A 17,559-nucleotide genomic window follows, 5' to 3' on the forward strand; every position below is an offset into this window, starting at 1 on the left:
TTACTTAACGCTTATTTGCCGGACGACGGCTGCCGTTAAGCTGAGTATGGCGCTTAACAGCGCGACGGATCTGATTCGCTTTAGTACGACGACGATCTTTTTCCACCGCCACTTTACTGGTCGTTTCTGGCTGAAGACCCACCAGTTCACGCAGATAGTTGGTTGGCGCCAACTCCAGCTCGGTGTAACCGCCGCGCGGCAGGCCTTTTGGCAGGTCGATATCGCCGTAACGCGTACGGATCAGACGGCTTACCTGCACGCCTACCGATTCCCAAAGGCGACGCACCTCACGGTTACGGCCTTCGGTCAGCGTCACGCTATACCACTGGTTGATACCTTCACCGCCAGCAAACTTCAGCGTTTTGAACGAGGCCGGGCCATCTTCCAGCTGCACGCCGCGGCTCAGCTGTTTCAGCTTGTCATCATCTACCTGACCAAAGACGCGAACGGCATATTCCCTTTCCACTTCACGGCTTGGATGCATCAGACGGTTTGCCAGCTCACCATCAGTAGTGAACAGCAACAGGCCGCAGGTGTTGACGTCCAGACGCCCTACGGCGATCCAGCGCGCGCCACGCAGCTTAGGCAGGCGATCGAATACGGTCGGGCGCCCTTCCGGATCGTTACGCGTGCAAAGTTCGCCTTCCGGCTTGTAATAAGCCAGCACGCGGCAAACTTCGGTAGTGGATTCGGCGACGGAGACCAGATGGCCATCAATACGAATTTTGAGTGATTTGCTTGGTTCAACGCGGTCGCCCAGCGTTGCTATTTTACCGTCCACGCTGACGCGTCCGGCGGAAATCATGGTTTCAATTTCGCGGCGAGAACCGTGTCCGGCGCGCGCGAGAACTTTCTGTAACTTTTCGCTCATGGAGCTACCTCTTTGTCGCCTTCCCAGGCGTCAGTGATTAAAGGATAAATCCTTTATAAAACAATATGTTAACTCTTTTTCAGTTTGCCATTATACAGGATTAAAACAGTGCTGTAACCTTTAATGTTTCATTCAATTTTGCATGGCAAAAAGCTTTGGCCGTGGCGAGTTCTGCCTAACCTCATCGGCCGCTATAAAAGAAGGGGCGTACAGTTTATCTCTTGCTGATAAGAGAGGCAGGATAAAAAGCTGCCTGGCTTCGGCCAGCAGACAGACGGTAAAAGCAGCCGCACGGGACAAACTTATCACTGAGCAATAAAATTAAACAATTATCATTCGGCGGGCTTAACAGTTAACCTTTTCTGTCGTTGCTTTATATCAAACTGCGCTGTGCCATTATCGGCAATGTTACATGAATGTTTATAGCAATATTCTTTTATTTTATTCGCCTCTTTCTTTGGAAAGTTGCCCCCAAACCCCACCAGAAAGGGAATTGAAACTTAAGTTATCAAATAAAACTTAACGCAGATATAAAAAAACACGTCGAGAATGTTTAATGGATGTTAATAGCAGCATTATACACCAGGGCAGTACCTTAACCCGACTTAACGCAAACTTACGCCAGCTAACGCAGGTAAATGACAACATGCCATGGCTAATTGATTTGAAGATTGAGTTAGTTCATGAATTTTGCTTTTTTAATTATTTACCTGCTTATATTTATTTGCAGCGCTAATAAGATTGTGTAGAATTCACCCAGGCAGAAGAGCGCCATATAAGCAGACTTTGAAGTACACATAATAATTTAATTTAAGTCAGACTTGAGTTTGAGCACTGTATTAAAGTCTAGTCGCTAGCGGCTACACGTTTAAATTGCATTTAAGTAATCTTTAAGTTAAATAAAAATTTAGTTTAAGTTTAAATATAAAAATAGTGATTTTTTTAGTTTAGAAATTAAAAACCGGAGAGATTACCTCTCTGAAATACGCTGACTTACGTCAGCATCGGCCTTGCACGTCATTCATCCTCACCAGGGATTTCCTGACGTGTCCGACTACATGTGACTATTATGAAAAAAATAATGCCCCTCGCGGCGTTAGCATTGCTGACGCTGACCGGCTGCTCTGTAGGCAAATATGAATACAGCAGCGAAGCTATGAAACGTGTCGATATGAATTTTACCGGCATTCCAACCATCCTGGGCATCGGTGCGCTCGGCACCAGCATACCCATTACTCCGGAATACAGCCTCACCGCCGCACACGTCGCTAAGCTCTCCGTGCAGCGCGTTAAGGCATACCATCCTTATTGCGATCTGGCGATTATCTACCATAAAAACGACATTAAAACCTTACCAAAATTCAGTAATGGTGAAGTCGGCGCGCAGGTTAAAATGTATGGCTACAGCTTTATTAGCGCAATGCCGGTGGAATCAACGGGCGTAAATCTGGCGTTGACGGGAATTCGTAATGAATGGAATAAACGTCCTTGTGTCGCAATGGCCTCTAACGCTGGCGTCGTAAAAGGCATGTCAGGCGGCGCTGTATATAATCATGACGACAGCATCAGCGGCGTGATTGTTGGTTTCACCAAAGAGATTAAACGCCATAAGGCAAGCACTGTGCCCCTGAAAGATGTTTCGCTTTATATCCCTTATCAGGACTTTAAAGCGTGGCTGACTCAGACGACAGCGTCGTAACCAGCAACACGGAATAAGTTGACACCTAATGTTTTTAATTGCACTTAAGGCTCACCAGAATTTAACTTGCTGGCGAGCCTGAGTTAATTACAGGAAAGGCTGCACGTCGCCCACGCCTTCACGAATCACTTCTGGCGTATTTTCGGTTAAATCCACTACCGTTGTCGGCTGCTGTCCTAAATATCCGCCATGAATAATTAAATCCACCAGCTTACCTATTTCATCCTGAATCGCTTCCGGATCGGATTCGGTAAAATCATTGCCCGGTAGCATCAGCGATGTTGACATCATCGGTTCATTCAGTGCTTCCAGCAGCGCCAGCGCAATCGGATTGGAAGGAACGCGCAGGCCAATGGTTTTACGCTTATCGTTCATCAGGCGTCGCGGAACTTCTTTGGTCGCCTTCAAAATAAACGTGTAATTTCCTGGCGTGTTATTCTTGATCAACCTGAAGGCGGTGTTATCAACATGCGCATAGGTAGAAAGCTCAGAGAGATCGCGGCACATCAGGGTGAAGTTGTGATTTCCGTCCAGCTGCCGGATACGACAGATACGTTCCATTGCGGTTTTATCTTCCAGCTTACAACCCAGCGCGTAGCCTGAATCGGTCGGATAGACGATAACGCCGCCTTTATTCAGCAGCTCTACAGCCTGTTTCACCAGCCGCTGCTGCGGGTTTTCCGGGTGTATATAGAAAAATTGACTCATAAAAAACCTCATGTTTGCCGCGCAACGGGCGGATCAAACCTGCGTAATTTCCGGGAAGCGTAGCCAGACAGCTTCAACGCCACCCGGAAGCCATAATTTTTTTCCCAGCTCAATCCACGGACAGGGCTGATGGAAGTCCGAACCCTGAGACGCGGCCAGCTGGTAGTCCTGCGCGTATTGCGCCAGCTGCGTTCTTTCATTAGGCGCCTGCTGACACTGTGCGACTTCCATTGCATCGCCCCCGACGTCACTAAAGTGGGCGATCAGACGCTTCAGCCATTTGGCAGATAGCCCATACCGGCCGGGATGCGCCAGTACGCTACGTCCGCCAGAATGATGAATAGCATCAATGGCTTGTTTAATTGTACACCACTGTGGCGGTACATAACCGGTTTTACCGCGCGCGAGATAATTTTTGAAAACCTGCGCCATATTATCGGCTTTACCCTGCGCGATCAGGAAACGGGCGAAATGCCCGCGCGTAATAGCCCCACCGTCGGCCAGCGCCAGCGCACCCGCTAACGCGCCGGGGATATGGGCTTTTTCCAGACGTTCAGCGATGAGCTGCGCGCGCGCCATTCGCCGATCGCTTTGTGCCTGCAAAAAAGCCGTCAGGACAGGATGATGGTGATCCACGCCCAGCCCGACGATATGAATTTCGTGGTTTTCCCACAGCGCAGAAACTTCCACTCCGGCAATCAGCTGCAGCGGCAGTTGGTGTTGGGCAATGGCTTCACGGGCAGGCTCGATGCCATCGACCGTGTCGTGATCGGTAATGGCCAGCACGCCAACGCGCTGTTCAACGGCCCTCAGCACCAACTCTTCCGGCGTCAATAAGCCGTCGGAAGCTCGGGTATGGCTGTGTAAATCGTAAATGGGCCAGGGATTAAGCGGGGTTGGGTCAGTCAAAACGACTCCATAAAGCGCGGAAAATGTCGCAGCATGATAACCAGAATTTTCGCTAAGGGAAAAAGAGTATTGACTTTTTCCTCATGAACTCGTTAACTAGTACGCAAGTTCACACTTATGGGTAGCACGATAATGAAGACGATAAAGGCAATAATGACTGGTTGGTGGCACACTTCTCCCTGAACGGGCGAAGGAGTCTTGCACGCAATCAGTCGTTGCACAGCTACCCAGGCCCGCCCGAAGCGGGCCTTTTTTTTAGCCAAATTCAGAGATGACCTTATGCAATATGCCAAACCTACAGTGAAGTTGATTACCGGCAATGCCCCTTACCGCCAGGATCCTGCGGCGGTTTTTCATCAGCTGTGTGGTGCTCGTCCCGCCACGCTGCTGCTCGAATCAGCGGACATTGACAGCAAACGCAATCTGAAAAGCCTGCTGATTGTCGACAGCGCGCTGCGGATCAAAGCGTTGGACAATATGGTGACTGTTCAGGCGCTGTCAGAAAATGGTCGCGCACTGCTGCCTTTGCTCGATGCGGCGCTGCCTGAAGGCGTCATCAGTACGGTGCGTCCCGATGGCCGCGAGCTGCATTTTCCTGCAAACACCGAGATTCAGGACGAGGATTCCCGCCTGAAGGCAACCTCGGTATTTGATGCGCTGCGACTCATTCCTCATTTGGTCAACAGCCCGGAAGAAGAGCGCGAAGCTGTGCTGCTCGGCGGCCTGTTCGCTTACGATCTGGTTGCCGGTTTTGAAGATTTACCGGCGCTGGATAACGATCAGCGCTGCCCTGACTACTGTTTCTATCTGGCAGAAACGCTGCTGGTTATTGACCATCAGAGCCAGACTGCTCGTCTTCAGGCAAGCCTGTTTACCACCACACCGGGCGAATTTTTACGGCTGCAAAGCCGTATTGAACAGCTGCACGGGCAAATGCTTCAGCCAGCCCAACCGCTGCCGGTTCAGCACGTAGAAAATATGACGCTGAGCTGTAATCAGAGCGACGAAGAGTATTGCGGCGTGGTACGTAAAATGCAGGAAGCGATTCGCATTGGCGAAATTTTCCAGGTGGTGCCATCGCGTCGCTTTTCGCTGCCCTGCCCGTCTCCGCTGGCGGCTTACGACACGCTGAAAAACAGCAATCCCAGCCCTTATATGTTCTTTATGCAGGACCAAGATTTCAGCCTGTTCGGCGCTTCCCCGGAAAGCTCGCTGAAATATTCAGCGGCCAGCCGTCAGATTGAAATTTATCCTATTGCCGGTACCCGCCCGCGTGGCCGTCATGCAGATGGCTCTTTAGATCGGGATCTGGACAGTCGTATTGAACTGGAAATGCGTACCGATCATAAAGAACTGGCGGAGCACCTGATGCTGGTGGATCTGGCTCGCAACGATTTAGCCCGTATTTGTCAGTCTGGCAGCCGCTACGTCGCCGATCTGACCAAGGTTGACCGCTACTCTTTTGTTATGCATCTGGTTTCGCGCGTGGTGGGCCGTCTGCGGGATGATCTGGACGTGCTGCATGCCTACAGCGCCTGCATGAATATGGGCACCTTAAGCGGCGCACCAAAAGTGCGCGCCATGCAGCTCATTGCTGGAGCAGAAGGCACCCGGCGCGGCAGCTACGGCGGCGCGGTGGGCTATTTTACTGCTAGCGGCGATTTGGACACCTGCATCGTGATCCGTTCTGCGTACGTTGAAGACGGTGTCGCCACCGTTCAGGCTGGTGCAGGCGTCGTCCTGGACTCTATTCCTCAGGCTGAAGCGGATGAGAGCCGTAACAAAGCACGAGCAGTGCTGCGGGCAATTGCCACCGCTCATCATTGCAAGGAGATTTTCTGATGGCTGATATTCTGCTGCTCGATAATATCGATTCATTCACTTACAACCTCGTCGATCAGTTACGTGCTTTCGGCCACAACGTGGTGATTTACCGTAACAGCGTACCGACCGAAACCCTGCTTGAACGGCTACAGGATATGGTCAATCCGGTGCTAATGCTGTCGCCAGGGCCGGGCGCACCTTCTGAAGCGGGCTGTATGCCCGAGCTGCTTACGCTGCTGCGTGGCCGCCTGCCGATTATCGGTATTTGCCTCGGGCATCAGGCTATCGTTGAAGCCTATGGTGGCCACGTGGGTCAGGCGGGCGAAATCCTGCACGGTAAAGCTTCTGCTATTGAGCATGATAACCAGGGCATGTTTGCCGGGCTGAGTAACCCGCTCCCTGTGGCCCGTTATCACTCGCTGGTGGGGAGTAACGTTCCGGATGCGTTAACCGTCAACGCGACTTTCAATGGAATGGTGATGGCGGTTCGTCATGATGGCGATCGCGTCTGCGGATTCCAGTTCCATCCGGAATCGATTTTGACGACACAGGGCGCACGCCTGCTGGAACAAACGCTTGCCTGGGCGCTGGCGGAATAATAAGGAGAGACTGATGAACGCTATTTTGGACAAACTTTACCAGGCGCAAGTTCTGACGCAGGCCGAAAGCCACCAGCTGTTTTCAGCGATTATTACCGGCCAGTTGGAATCTACTCAGCTGGCGGCAGCGCTGATTGCGATGAAAGTTCGTGGTGAACGCCCTGAAGAGATCGCAGGGGCTGCTACCGCACTGCTGGAAGATGCGCGACCTTTTCCGCGCCCCGATTACGCTTTTGCCGATATTGTCGGCACCGGCGGCGATGGCAGCAACAGCATCAATATCTCTACGGCCAGCGCCTTTGTTGCAGCAACCTGTGGGCTGAAAGTCGCCAAGCACGGCAACCGCAGCGTTTCGAGCAAGTCGGGTTCGTCGGATCTGCTGGCCGCCTTCGGTATCAGCCTGGATCTGCCCGCAGAGAAAGCGCGTCAGGCGCTGGACGATCTCAATGTTTGCTTCCTGTTTGCGCCGCAATACCACACGGGGTTTCGCCACGCGATGCCCGTCCGGCAACAGCTGAAAACCCGCACCCTGTTTAACGTGCTGGGACCGCTGATCAACCCGGCGCGTCCGCCACTGGCGGTTATCGGTGTTTACAGCCCGGAGCTGGTGCTGCCTGTCGCTCAGGTGCTTAAAATGCTGGGCTATCAGCGCGCTGCGGTAGTGCACGGTGGCGGCATGGATGAAGTGGCGCTGCACAGCGCAACACACGTGGCGGAATTACGTGAGGGGGAAATCACCCGCTATCAGCTGACGCCGGAAGACTTTGGCCTGAGCTATCACCCTCAGGAAGCGCTGGCAGGCGGCACGCCGGAAGAAAATCGTGACATTCTGACGCGATTGCTCCAGGGTAAGGGCGAGCAGGCGCACGAAGAAGCCGTTGCGGCTAACGTGGCGCTACTGCTGAAAATTTTTGGTCAGGAAGATCTACGGGAAAATGCCCAACAGGCGCTGAATGCCATCCGTAGTGGTCAGGCTTACGAGCGCGTTGTCGCACTGGCAGCAAGAGGATAATCATGCAGGAAACCGTACTTAACAAAATTGTGCAGGATAAAGCGGTATGGCTGGCCGAACGCCAGCAGCAACAGCCGCTGTCCGCCTTTCAGAGTGAGATTAAACCGTCCACCCGCAGCTTTTATCACGCGCTTCAGGGCGCCCGGACCGTTTTTATTCTGGAATGTAAAAAAGCCTCTCCTTCGAAGGGGCTGATTCGCGAAGATTTCGATCCGGCAACGATTGCAGGCGTTTATAAACATTACGCCTCTGCCGTTTCGGTACTGACCGACGAAAAATATTTTCAGGGAAGCTTTGATTTCCTTCCTGTCGTCAGCGCCGCGATTACGCAGCCCGTGCTGTGCAAAGACTTTATTATCGATCCTTACCAAATTTATCTGGCGCGTCACTACCAGGCCGATGCGATTTTGCTGATGCTTTCAGTACTGAACGATGAACAATATCGGCAGCTCGCCGCCGTTGCGCACAGTCTGAATATGGGCGTGCTGACTGAAGTGATCAGCGACGAAGAGCTGGAACGTGCGACTCAGCTGGGCGCAAAGGTCGTCGGCATTAATAACCGCGATTTGCGCGATCTTTCCATCGATCTGGATCGTACTCGCCGTCTGGCCCCGAAAGTGGCCCATGGCGTGACGGTGATCAGCGAATCCGGGATTAACAGCTATGCGCAGGTGCGCGAGCTGAGCCATTTTGCCAACGGTTTTCTGATTGGCTCAGCGCTAATGTCCGAAGATGACCTGGCGGCAGCAGTGCGTCGCGTCACCCTGGGTGATAATAAAATCTGCGGCCTGACCCGACCTCAGGATGCGCGCTGCGCGCTGGAAGCGGGTGCTATCTATGGCGGATTAATCTTCGCCGCAGGCTCGCCACGTCAAATCGATGCTGAACAAGCTAAAACGGTAATCGCAGCGGCTGCGTTAAAATACGTGGGCGTGTTTCGTAACAGCAGCATAAGTGACGTTGTCACTATAGCCCGGGAACTCCAGCTCGCTGCCGTTCAGCTACACGGTGACGAAGATCGGGCCTTTGTTGCTGAACTGCGCAGCCAGCTGCCGGCAGAGGTGAAAATTTGGAAAGCTTTCAGCATTAAAGAAGCGCTGCCGGCCCGCAACTGGCCGCATGTCGATCGTTATGTTTTTGATAGCGGCACCGGCGGCAGCGGCAAGCAGTTTGACTGGAGCCTGCTGACCGGACCGCTGGATAATGTGTTGCTGGCTGGCGGACTGGGCGCGGACAACTGCGTATCGGCTGCCCAGCTTGGCTGCGCCGGCCTGGATTTTAATTCCGGCGTGGAAAGTGAGCCCGGCGTAAAAGATGCCTCTAAAATTGCCTCAGTTTTTCAGACGCTGAGAGCCTACTGACCGTTGGGGCCTGAAAATGGCGCCATAAGCGAAAAGAGAAGCGATATGACTTTATTAAATCCCTACTTCGGCGAATTTGGCGGTATGTACGTACCGCAGATTCTGATGCCTGCGCTCAATCAGCTGGAAGAAGCTTTTGTCAGCGCCCAGCGCGATCCGGAATTTCAGGCTGAATTTATCGACCTGCTGAAAAACTACGCGGGTCGTCCGACCGCATTAACGCTGTGTAAGAATTTGACTGAAGGCACTAAAACGCGTCTTTACCTCAAACGAGAAGATTTGCTGCACGGCGGTGCGCACAAGACCAACCAGGTGTTGGGCCAGGCTTTACTGGCAAAACGCATGGGTAAAAAAGAGATTATTGCGGAAACCGGTGCCGGGCAACACGGCGTGGCTTCCGCCCTCGCCAGCGCCCTGCTGGGCCTGAAATGCCGTATTTATATGGGCGCGAAAGATATTGAACGCCAGTCGCCAAACGTCTTCCGCATGAAGCTGATGGGCGCTGAGGTTATCCCTGTGCACAGCGGTTCTGCCACGCTTAAAGATGCCTGTAATGAAGCGCTGCGTGACTGGTCCGGCAGCTATGAGACCGCCCATTATATGTTGGGCACGGCGGCGGGCCCGCACCCTTTCCCCACCATCGTGCGCGAGTTCCAGCGAATGATCGGGGAAGAAACTAAGGTACAAATTCAGGAAAAAGAAGGCCGCCTGCCGGATGCGGTAATCGCCTGCGTGGGCGGCGGCTCTAACGCCATCGGTATGTTTGCTGATTTTATTGACGATGCTTCTGTTGGGCTGATTGGCGTAGAGCCCGCCGGTCACGGCATTGAAACCGGCGAGCACGGCGCGCCGCTGAAACACGGTCGCGTAGGTATCTACTTCGGTATGAAAGCGCCAATGATGCAAACGGAAGAGGGACAGATCGAAGAGTCTTACTCTATCTCTGCTGGCCTGGACTTCCCTTCCGTTGGACCTCAGCACGCCTATCTGAACAGCATTGGCAGGGCGGAATACGTTTCCATTACTGACGACGAAGCCATGGATGCCTTTAAGCTGCTGGCGCGGCGCGAAGGGATTATCCCGGCGCTGGAATCGTCTCATGCCCTCGCCCACGCGTTGAAAATGATCCACGCTAACCCCGAGAAAGAGCAACTGCTGGTGGTTAACCTTTCCGGCCGTGGCGATAAAGACATTTTCACCGTTCACGATATTCTGACAGCTAAGGGAGAGATCTGATGGAGCGTTACGATAACCTGTTTAAACGCCTGGCTGAACGCAAAGAAGGCGCGTTTGTTCCTTTCGTGACGCTTGGCGATCCGACGCCGGAGCTTTCTCTGCAAATTATTGATGCGCTGATTGCTGGCGGTGCCGATGCGCTGGAGCTGGGCATTCCCTTCTCCGATCCGCTGGCAGATGGTCCAACGATTCAGAACGCTACGCTGCGCGCTTTTGCCGCAGGCGTAACGCCAGCGCAGTGCTTTGAATTACTGGCTGCGGTTCGCCAGAAATATCCGGATATGCCGATCGGCCTGCTGATGTACGCCAACCTGGTCTTTTCAGGCGGCATTGACAACTTTTATGCCCGTTGCCAGGAAGTTGGCGTGGATTCCGTGCTGGTCGCCGATGTGCCGGTGGAAGAGTCTGCCCCTTTCCGCCAGGCGGCGCTGAGGCATAATGTCGCGCCAATCTTTATTTGTCCGCCGAACGCCAGCGACGATTTGCTGAGAGAGATCGCCTCTCATGGCCGTGGCTACACTTACCTGCTGTCCCGGGCTGGCGTTACCGGTACAGAAAGCCGTGGCGTCAGCCAGTCTCTCCAGCATCTGGTAACAAAACTGACTGAATATCATGCAGCCCCTCCTTTGCAGGGCTTTGGCATTTCCGAACCTTCCCAGGTCAAAGAGGCGCTGACGGCCGGCGCGGCGGGGGCAATCTCAGGTTCTGCTATCGTCAAAATCATCGAACAGCATCATGCCAACCCTCCGGTGATGCTGGCCGAGCTGGAGGCGTTTGTCAGCCGCCTGAAAGCCGCCACCCGCTAGCTGCCCACTGCCTTATCCGCCCGGATAAGGCAATATTTTCATCTGCCTGCTTTCTTTCATGGCAAATTTATCAACCGCAACTAAGCTTCCCTGTACAGAGTCGTATCGTAATCACTGCTCTGGCTAATTCCACATAACAGGGAGAAAACAATGAAGTTATTCAACGTTGTGACGAGTATGGCTATTGCGGCAGTCGTGGCGCTTTCCGTTAGCGCCTGTGCGCCAACAGCAAAAAAAGAAGGTACCGGCGGCTATCTGGACGACACGGTCATTACCACGAAAGTGAAAACTGAGCTGCTGAAAGATGACTCGCTGAAATCGACTGAGATTAACGTAGAAACCTTTAAGGGACGCGTTCAGCTCAGCGGCTTCGTGACGTCTCCACAGATGGCTAACCATGCCGTTCAGGTGACACGTAGCGTGAAAGGCGTGAAGTCAGTTGCGAATAATATGCAGATTAAATAATTTTTATTCATGACAAAAGGCGCAGATTTTGCGCCTTTTTTGTGCCTGTCGGGTGCTCAGAAACGGTAGCCTGCCCCAAGGAAGAAAGCGAACGGATTGATGTGCGTATCAATGCTCTGACGCTGATCGCCGGCGTTGAAACGCACCTTGGTATTGATATCCATGTACCATACGGAGGCGTTCAGCATCCAGTCCGGCGTAAGCTGGTAATCTAAACCAACCTGACCCGCAATCCCCCAGGAATTCTTCACGCTGAGGTTGCTCAGGCCCGCATCGCGTCCGGTCTGATTAAAATCACTGTCATAAAACATGGTGTAGTTAACGCCGATGCCCGCATAAGGCTGCCATTTACTGGTATTGCCCATAAAGTACCATTGTGCCATCAGCGTCGGCGGAAGCTGATGTACGGTCGCCAGCGTGCCGGTAGAAGCCAGACCAACTTTATGACGGAAAGGCGTCGCACCCAGTAACTCAACACCAATATTATCGGTCGCCATATAGGTGAACGTCAGGCCTAACTGCGTGTTGTTGCTGACGTCAAACTCTCCCAGACCCAGGACATTATCCGATCCCCCCGTTGGACGAACGGTAACAGCGCCCGCGCGCATAAAGAAATCGCCTGCCTGATGAGCAGAGACGACCGCAGGTAATAATGCTGTTACTGCCAGAGCCAACACGTTAAGTTTCATAACCACTCCTTTGCGAGGTGAATAAGCGCATCTGCGCGTTTGTCATTTTTTTCTGCGCAGACTTTACCTTTATTTTCATAAAGATCACCTCATTCGTACCCTCCACAATGGCTAAAAGACAAAACATTGATTTGGATCAAAAATTCACTTATTTCATTAATAAAAATAATAGGATATTTTGCGCTATGTTCTCTTTTCGATTCTGGTCATAGTATTTCCTGAATACGAGAAATGATGCAGTCACATTTTGAGGCTTTGCTTTAAGGAAAGTTGTGTAAGTCAGGGTGCCAGGTTGCCTTCAGACCATGTACAATCGCCGGATCGCTAAATTCGGCTTTTCAAGGAGTGTACATGTCATTCACGGCGGCTTCGTTATACCGTGACACGGGGAATTTTTTTCGTCATCAGCTCATTACTATTGTCCTGATTTCACTGCTGACTTCATTTATTACCGTTCTGATTGGCCACGCGCTGACGCCAGGTGCCGATCAGCTGTCAATACTGACCGATGGCGATAGCGGCGCGGGCATGAGCCTGCTGGAAATGGTGCAAAATATGTCGCCGGATCAGCAGCGTATTCTGCTACGCGCCTCCGCTGCCGGAACATTTGCTTCGCTGGTGGGTAATACGCTGCTGCTTGGCGCGATGTTAAGCCTGATCCCGATGGTTTCGGCGGGAGAACGCGTTAGCGCGCTGCGGGCCATTGGTGCTTCTGCCCCCACTCTGCCTCGCCTGCTGCTGTTGGTCTTTGTTATGACGCTGGTTGTCCAGCTTGGCTTTATGGTGCTGGTGGTGCCGGGCATTTTCTTTGCCATTATGCTGGCGCTGGCACCGGTTATCCAAAGTACGGAAAAAAAAGGCATTTTTGCCGCCATGCGCGCCAGTATGCGCCTGGTCTGGCCTCAGCTTAAAGTGGTGGCACCTGCCGTTGCCGTCTGGCTGCTGGCGAAAATTGCGGTACTGCTGCTGGCCTCTTCCCTGACGGTTCTCCCTGCAAACGTCGCTTCAGTGGTGCTAAATGCCCTGAGTAACCTGGTTTCGGCCATACTGATTATTTATCTGTATCGCCTGTATATGCTGTTACGTTAATCAGCCGCCGTGCGCCTTTGCGCGCACGGCGTTTCGTTTGGTTTGATATCTGGAACCCTTATGAAGCAGTTACTTGATTTCCTTCCTCTTGTCGTCTTTTTCATCTTTTATAAGCTGTACGATATTTTTGTTGCTTCTGGCGCGCTGATTGTCGCCACCGCGCTGGCGCTGGTTATCAGCTGGGTTTTATATCGTAAGCTGGAAAAAATGACGCTGGTCACTTTTGTGCTGGTAACGGTATTCGGCACCCTGACGCTGGTTTTCCATAATGATGAATTCATCAAATGGAAAGTTACCGTTATCTATACGCTGTTCGCCGCCGCGCTGTTGTTTAGCCAGTTTTGGATGAAGCAGCCACTGATCCAAACCATGTTAGGCAAAGAGCTGACGCTACCCGCGTTTGCCTGGCGCAGACTGAACGTTGCCTGGGCGCTCTTCTTTTTCGCCTGCGGCCTGGCAAACATCTATGTTGCATTTTGGTTATCTCAGGAATTTTGGGTTAACTTTAAAGTCTTTGGGTTAACCGGCCTTACCATGCTCTTTACCCTGATCAGCGGCCTGTATATTTACCGGCTGATGCCGCAGGAAGAAAAATAATATTTAGCGCCCGATGGCTTTATCGGGCTGCTTTTCTTTACTTTGGAAGCAAGACAATGAACACAGAGACGCGGATCCCGCAAGGCGAAATGGTGTTGCGGACGCTGGCGATGCCTGCGGATACCAATGCAAACGGCGATATCTTTGGCGGCTGGCTGATGTCGCAGATGGATATGGGCGGCGCGATTCTGGCGAAGGAAATTGCTGGTGGTCGCGTGGTGACTGTCCGGGTGGACGGCATGACGTTTTTAAAACCCGTTGCGATTGGCGATGTGGTGACCTGCCATGCGCGCTGCATTCGTACCGGTAGCAGTTCCATCACTATTAACGTGGAAGTCTGGATTAAAAAAGTGTCGTCTGAACCTATTGGTCAGCGCTACTGCACTACCGAAGCGGTCTTTATCTACGTGGCTGTGGATGCTGAAGGCAAATCGCGCCCGCTGCCGCCGGGTAAAAGCAATTTTATGCATACTGAACAGGACTGACGCCGCGCGGACGCGGCGTGCTCAAAAAGGCGGGCTGAGGTGAACATTCTTTTCTGTGCTTTTCTCAGGCCCGTTTTTATTCGATGCTGGAACCACCGTTGATTTTAAAAACGATATTCATTGTTAAACCGCTGCCTGGCTTATTTGGCTCATAGCGCCATTTTTTCATCGCCTGCTTAACTTCCCGCTCAAACATATTACGTGGTTGCGCTTCAACAATCTGCACGTTCTGCACCTGTCCGGTACTGTCAACGTCAAACCGTACGCGAACCCGTCCTTCCAGACGCAGTGCAAAAGCACGTTGAGGATAGCCTGGTTTACCAATGCTAAGCGCTCTTGGCCCGGTTGAAACCGCGGTTGACGGCGCAGGCGAGGTCTTAGGTGCGGTAGACGGTTTGGCCGCCGTTGCCGTTTTGCTGTTATCCAGCGGCGCTGCCTGACGAGGTTCGCTCTTCGGCTTAACCTCTTTCTTCGGCCTGATCGCCTCTTTTTTCACCGGTTTTGGCTTGGGCTTTGGTACCGGCTTTGGAATCGGCACTGGCTCAGGCTTTGGCGGCTCTGGTGCGGGTTCAGGCTCGGGAACGGGCTCCGGCTCGGGAACGGGCTCCGGCGCGGGTTGAGGCGCCGGCTGCGGCTCGGGCTGGACTTCCGGCGCAACCATCGAAACGCTGATGGGCTGAGACGCTTTTGGCACTTCCACAACCTGGTGAAAAGAAGCATAAAGTATTCCCCCAATCACAACAGCATGCAGTCCGACAGAAAACAGCATGGGTAATGATATACGGCGGGGTAAAGAAGTTTGTGTCAGCGTCGTCATAATCTTTCTGCTGTGAATGTTGAGACGTAAGTGTAAATGCAAATAGCAATCAATTTCAATAAGTCGCCGCGCCACAGGCATCATTTTGTCAGAAAAGAGCGCATCAGCCCGGATAACTATCTTTCATTTGCACAACTGAGAACGATCACTTAACGTGTGACCGACTATTACCGACAGGAGTTGTAAACGTGCTCTACGTAATTTATGCCGAAGATAATGCGGACTCACTGGAAAAGCGTACAGCCGTGCGCCCTGCCCACCTGGCGCGTCTACAGCTTTTACAGGACGAAGGCCGTCTGATTGTTGCCGGGCCAATGCCGACAGTGGACAGTAATGAACCCGGCGTGGCGGGCTTTAGCGGCTCGACAATCATTGCAGAGTTTCCGTCCCTGGAAGCCGCTCAGTCATGGGCGCAGGACGATCCTTACATTGCTGCTGGCGTTTATAAGCAGGTCGCGGTGAAGCCGTTTAAACGCGTGTTTTAATCAAGACGCTTTAAAACCTCGTCAAAACGAGGTTTTCATCAGTAAGCCGGATGACAGCAGAACGGACAGTGATTTTCTGAATTAAACCAGCTGAGTAATAAACAGAATAGAACGGCGCTGCTGCTGGCTTAGCTGGTGGCGAATGGCATGCATACGTCCATAGCGCCTCGACTGCCCTTCAAGCCACCGTGCGCGGCGGCGCTGAATTTGGCGCGACATACGCCAGCGTGCGACTTCATTTCTACTCCGTCTCATTTTACCCTCTACGCTTAAAAAAACTCGCGCCGCATTATAAACACTTCTGCTCTGAGGCCAAGTCCGATGACTTTACAGGAAAAGGTTTCGTCTGCTGTCATCTGCACGTAAACTCCCGTTAATCAAGCGTGAACAGGACTTCCACTTACATGACGACTTTTTATACTCTTATCAGTTGGCTGTTGCTTTTCGGTTACTGGCTGCTGATTGCCGGGGTCACGCTGCGCATTCTGATGAAGCGCCGTGCGGTGCCGTCTGCCATGGCCTGGCTGCTGATTATCTATATTCTGCCGCTTGTAGGGATCATCGCTTACCTCTCTTTTGGCGAGCTGCATCTGGGAAAACGCCGTGCTGAGCGCGCGCGAACCATGTGGCCTTCAACCGCTAAATGGCTCGGTGATTTGAAGTCCTGCCATCAAATCTTTGCCAAAGACAACAGTGATGTGGCGCGCTCGCTGTTTCAGCTTTGTGAGAACCGTCAGGGCATTGCTGGCGTTAAGGGTAATCAGCTACAGCTGCTGACCTCTACCGACGACACGCTTCAGGCTCTGATTCGTGATATCCAGCTCGCGCGGCACAATATCGAGATGGTGTTTTATATCTGGCAGCCTGGCGGTATGGCGGATGAGGTGGCGGAATCGTTGATGGCGGCTGCGCGGCGCGGCGTGCACTGCCGGCTAATGCTTGACTCGGCCGGTAGCGTGACCTTTTTCCGCAGCCCGTGGGCGGCAATGATGCGCAACGCCGGTGTCGATGTGGTGGAGTCTTTAAAGGTAAGTTTGCTGCGTGTTTTTCTCCGCCGAATGGACTTACGTCAGCACCGTAAAGTGGTGTTGATCGACAACTATATCGCTTATACCGGCAGCATGAACCTGGTCGATCCGCGCTTCTTTAAGCAGGATGCTGGCGTGGGACAATGGATTGACTTAATGGCGCGGATGGAAGGCCCCGTCGCCACGACCATGGGCATCATCTACTCCTGCGACTGGGAAATCGAAACCGGTAAACGTATTTTGCCTCCTCCGCCGGACGGTAACGTGATGCCGTTTGAACAGGAGAGCGGGCATACCATCCAGGTGATCGCTTCCGGGCCAGGTTTCCCGGAAGATTTGATTCATCAGGCGCTGTTAACGGCGGTCTATTCTGCCCGCGAACAGCTGATTATGACCACGCCTTATTTTGTCCCCAGCGATGATTTACTGCATGCGATTTGCACCGCAGCACAGCGTGGCGTCGATGTCAGCATCATCGTACCGCATCGTAACGACTCGCTGCTGGTCGGCTGGGCAAGCCGGGCATTTTTCGCCGAACTGCTGGAAGCTGGCGTCAAGATTTATCAGTTTGAAGAAGGCCTGTTGCATACCAAAAGCGTCCTGGTCGACGGGCAGCTGAGCCTGGTCGGAACGGTTAATCTGGATATGCGCAGTTTGTGGCTCAATTTTGAGATCACGCTGGTGATTGACGACGACGGTTTCGGCGGCGACCTGGCCCGCGTACAGGATGATTATATCGCCCGCTCACGGCTGGTAGACGGCAAACGTTGGGCACGTCGTGCTTACTGGCAACGGATTGTCGAGCGACTGTTTTACTTCTTCAGCCCATTACTGTAAAACGAGCGGAGTTGCACAGCGTCCGCAAGGACATTATGGGAA

Annotated in this window: 17 protein-coding genes, 1 pseudogene and 1 other annotated feature; of the genes and pseudogenes, 12 read left to right on the forward strand and 6 right to left on the reverse strand. The window is 52.7% G+C overall.

Going from position 1 to position 17,559, the window contains the following annotated elements:
* Nucleotides 1–4: 4 nt before the first annotated feature.
* Nucleotides 5–871 (reverse strand): 23S rRNA pseudouridine(2605) synthase RluB, encoded by an 867-nt coding sequence (gene rluB, locus AAGQ96_RS11440; protein WP_147198181.1) that lies wholly within the window; start codon nt 869–871, stop codon nt 5–7.
* 1,069 nt (nt 872–1,940) lie between these two features.
* On the opposite strand from rluB, the gene AAGQ96_RS11445 reads away from it, so the two are divergent.
* Nucleotides 1,941–2,570: a trypsin-like peptidase domain-containing protein gene (locus tag AAGQ96_RS11445; RefSeq protein WP_147198183.1), complete on the forward strand. Its 630-nt coding sequence runs from the start codon at nt 1,941–1,943 to the stop codon at nt 2,568–2,570.
* A gap of 87 nt (nt 2,571–2,657) precedes the next feature.
* Here AAGQ96_RS11445 and AAGQ96_RS11450 read toward each other — a convergent pair whose 3' ends face one another.
* Both AAGQ96_RS11450 and AAGQ96_RS11455 read right to left on the reverse strand, forming a co-directional pair.
* The gene (locus tag AAGQ96_RS11450; RefSeq protein WP_342753601.1) at nt 2,658–3,278 is read right to left on the reverse strand and encodes an L-threonylcarbamoyladenylate synthase; all 621 of its coding nucleotides are present in this window, start codon (nt 3,276–3,278) and stop codon (nt 2,658–2,660) included.
* 33 nt (nt 3,279–3,311) lie between these two features.
* Entirely contained in the window at nt 3,312–4,187 is an 876-nt protein-coding gene (locus AAGQ96_RS11455) for a PHP domain-containing protein (RefSeq protein WP_342753602.1), read from the reverse strand.
* 156 nt (nt 4,188–4,343) lie between these two features.
* Nucleotides 4,344–4,443 (forward strand) — a sequence feature (Trp leader region).
* A 23-nt stretch (nt 4,444–4,466) separates the two neighbouring features.
* Between AAGQ96_RS11455 and AAGQ96_RS11460 the strand changes: the two genes are divergently transcribed.
* The 6 genes and pseudogenes from AAGQ96_RS11460 to AAGQ96_RS11485 all read left to right on the forward strand — a co-directional run bounded on the left by AAGQ96_RS11460 (nt 4,467) and on the right by AAGQ96_RS11485 (nt 11,490).
* A complete protein-coding gene (locus AAGQ96_RS11460) occupies nt 4,467–6,029 on the forward strand; it encodes an anthranilate synthase component 1 (protein ID WP_342753603.1) in 1,563 nt (520 codons plus the stop codon).
* Nucleotides 6,029–7,622, forward strand: a pseudogene (trpD, locus tag AAGQ96_RS11465) (bifunctional anthranilate synthase glutamate amidotransferase component TrpG/anthranilate phosphoribosyltransferase TrpD). The gene AAGQ96_RS11460 and the pseudogene trpD overlap by 1 nt, the downstream one beginning before the upstream one ends.
* 2 nt (nt 7,623–7,624) lie before the next feature.
* Nucleotides 7,625–8,983 (forward strand): bifunctional indole-3-glycerol-phosphate synthase TrpC/phosphoribosylanthranilate isomerase TrpF, encoded by a 1,359-nt coding sequence (trpCF, locus tag AAGQ96_RS11470; RefSeq protein ID WP_342753604.1) that lies wholly within the window; start codon nt 7,625–7,627, stop codon nt 8,981–8,983.
* Between the two features lie 45 nt (nt 8,984–9,028).
* Entirely contained in the window at nt 9,029–10,219 is a 1,191-nt protein-coding gene (trpB, locus tag AAGQ96_RS11475) for a tryptophan synthase subunit beta (protein WP_147198197.1), read from the forward strand.
* Entirely contained in the window at nt 10,219–11,025 is an 807-nt protein-coding gene (gene trpA, locus AAGQ96_RS11480; protein WP_147198199.1) for a tryptophan synthase subunit alpha, read from the forward strand. Before trpB ends, trpA begins: the two co-directional genes overlap by 1 nt.
* Before the next feature lie 150 nt (nt 11,026–11,175).
* Nucleotides 11,176–11,490: a BON domain-containing protein gene (locus tag AAGQ96_RS11485; RefSeq protein ID WP_147198201.1), complete on the forward strand. Its 315-nt coding sequence runs from the start codon at nt 11,176–11,178 to the stop codon at nt 11,488–11,490.
* Nucleotides 11,491–11,546: 56 nt separating this feature from the next.
* On the opposite strand, the gene ompW is transcribed toward AAGQ96_RS11485, so the two are convergent.
* Nucleotides 11,547–12,179 carry an outer membrane protein OmpW gene (ompW, locus tag AAGQ96_RS11490; protein WP_342753605.1) on the reverse strand — a complete coding sequence of 211 codons (633 nt, stop codon included), beginning with the start codon at nt 12,177–12,179 and terminating at the stop codon, nt 11,547–11,549.
* Between the two features lie 351 nt (nt 12,180–12,530).
* On the opposite strand from ompW, the gene AAGQ96_RS11495 reads away from it, so the two are divergent.
* Genes AAGQ96_RS11495 through yciA form a run of 3 tightly spaced genes read left to right on the forward strand, consistent with a single transcriptional unit; the run spans nt 12,531 to nt 14,350 of the window.
* Entirely contained in the window at nt 12,531–13,268 is a 738-nt protein-coding gene (locus AAGQ96_RS11495) for a YciC family protein (RefSeq protein ID WP_147198206.1), read from the forward strand.
* Between the two features lie 60 nt (nt 13,269–13,328).
* Nucleotides 13,329–13,865 carry a septation protein A gene (locus AAGQ96_RS11500; protein ID WP_342753606.1) on the forward strand — a complete coding sequence of 179 codons (537 nt, stop codon included), beginning with the start codon at nt 13,329–13,331 and terminating at the stop codon, nt 13,863–13,865.
* A gap of 56 nt (nt 13,866–13,921) precedes the next feature.
* The gene (gene yciA, locus AAGQ96_RS11505; protein ID WP_147198211.1) at nt 13,922–14,350 is read left to right on the forward strand and encodes an acyl-CoA thioester hydrolase YciA; all 429 of its coding nucleotides are present in this window, start codon (nt 13,922–13,924) and stop codon (nt 14,348–14,350) included.
* A 76-nt stretch (nt 14,351–14,426) separates the two neighbouring features.
* Here yciA and tonB read toward each other — a convergent pair whose 3' ends face one another.
* Complete coding sequence (gene tonB, locus AAGQ96_RS11510) at nt 14,427–15,167, reverse strand: TonB system transport protein TonB (protein ID WP_342753607.1); 741 nt, start codon at nt 15,165–15,167, stop codon at nt 14,427–14,429.
* Between the two features lie 188 nt (nt 15,168–15,355).
* On the opposite strand from tonB, the gene AAGQ96_RS11515 reads away from it, so the two are divergent.
* Nucleotides 15,356–15,652, forward strand: coding sequence for a YciI family protein (locus AAGQ96_RS11515; RefSeq protein ID WP_147198216.1), 297 nt, complete (start codon nt 15,356–15,358; stop codon nt 15,650–15,652).
* Between the two features lie 81 nt (nt 15,653–15,733).
* On the opposite strand, the gene AAGQ96_RS11520 is transcribed toward AAGQ96_RS11515, so the two are convergent.
* The gene (locus tag AAGQ96_RS11520) at nt 15,734–15,907 is read right to left on the reverse strand and encodes a YciY family protein (RefSeq protein WP_125287735.1); all 174 of its coding nucleotides are present in this window, start codon (nt 15,905–15,907) and stop codon (nt 15,734–15,736) included.
* A gap of 149 nt (nt 15,908–16,056) precedes the next feature.
* Between AAGQ96_RS11520 and cls the strand changes: the two genes are divergently transcribed.
* Nucleotides 16,057–17,517: a cardiolipin synthase gene (cls, locus tag AAGQ96_RS11525; protein WP_342753608.1), complete on the forward strand. Its 1,461-nt coding sequence runs from the start codon at nt 16,057–16,059 to the stop codon at nt 17,515–17,517.
* Nucleotides 17,518–17,559 lie beyond the last annotated feature (42 nt).

This window comes from Pantoea sp. MBD-2R (genome assembly GCF_039134845.1).
In the GTDB taxonomy this organism is placed as follows: domain Bacteria; phylum Pseudomonadota; class Gammaproteobacteria; order Enterobacterales; family Enterobacteriaceae; genus Erwinia.

What these genes read in the sequence shown, in the direction of transcription:
- AAGQ96_RS11460 (WP_342753603.1), top strand. Translation starts at nt 4,467, where the DNA reads ATGCAATATGCCAAACCTACAGTGAAGTTGATTACCGGCAATGCCCCT.
- AAGQ96_RS11520 (WP_125287735.1), bottom strand. Translation starts at nt 15,907, where the DNA reads ATGAGACGGAGTAGAAATGAAGTCGCACGCTGGCGTATGTCGCGCCAA.
- AAGQ96_RS11445 (WP_147198183.1), top strand. Translation starts at nt 1,941, where the DNA reads ATGAAAAAAATAATGCCCCTCGCGGCGTTAGCATTGCTGACGCTGACC.
- trpA (WP_147198199.1), top strand. Translation starts at nt 10,219, where the DNA reads ATGGAGCGTTACGATAACCTGTTTAAACGCCTGGCTGAACGCAAAGAA.
- AAGQ96_RS11450 (WP_342753601.1), bottom strand. Translation starts at nt 3,278, where the DNA reads ATGAGTCAATTTTTCTATATACACCCGGAAAACCCGCAGCAGCGGCTG.
- trpB (WP_147198197.1), top strand. Translation starts at nt 9,029, where the DNA reads ATGACTTTATTAAATCCCTACTTCGGCGAATTTGGCGGTATGTACGTA.
- AAGQ96_RS11500 (WP_342753606.1), top strand. Translation starts at nt 13,329, where the DNA reads ATGAAGCAGTTACTTGATTTCCTTCCTCTTGTCGTCTTTTTCATCTTT.
- AAGQ96_RS11485 (WP_147198201.1), top strand. Translation starts at nt 11,176, where the DNA reads ATGAAGTTATTCAACGTTGTGACGAGTATGGCTATTGCGGCAGTCGTG.
- AAGQ96_RS11495 (WP_147198206.1), top strand. Translation starts at nt 12,531, where the DNA reads ATGTCATTCACGGCGGCTTCGTTATACCGTGACACGGGGAATTTTTTT.
- cls (WP_342753608.1), top strand. Translation starts at nt 16,057, where the DNA reads ATGACGACTTTTTATACTCTTATCAGTTGGCTGTTGCTTTTCGGTTAC.
- yciA (WP_147198211.1), top strand. Translation starts at nt 13,922, where the DNA reads ATGAACACAGAGACGCGGATCCCGCAAGGCGAAATGGTGTTGCGGACG.
- tonB (WP_342753607.1), bottom strand. Translation starts at nt 15,167, where the DNA reads ATGACGACGCTGACACAAACTTCTTTACCCCGCCGTATATCATTACCC.
- trpCF (WP_342753604.1), top strand. Translation starts at nt 7,625, where the DNA reads ATGCAGGAAACCGTACTTAACAAAATTGTGCAGGATAAAGCGGTATGG.
- ompW (WP_342753605.1), bottom strand. Translation starts at nt 12,179, where the DNA reads ATGAAACTTAACGTGTTGGCTCTGGCAGTAACAGCATTATTACCTGCG.
- rluB (WP_147198181.1), bottom strand. Translation starts at nt 871, where the DNA reads ATGAGCGAAAAGTTACAGAAAGTTCTCGCGCGCGCCGGACACGGTTCT.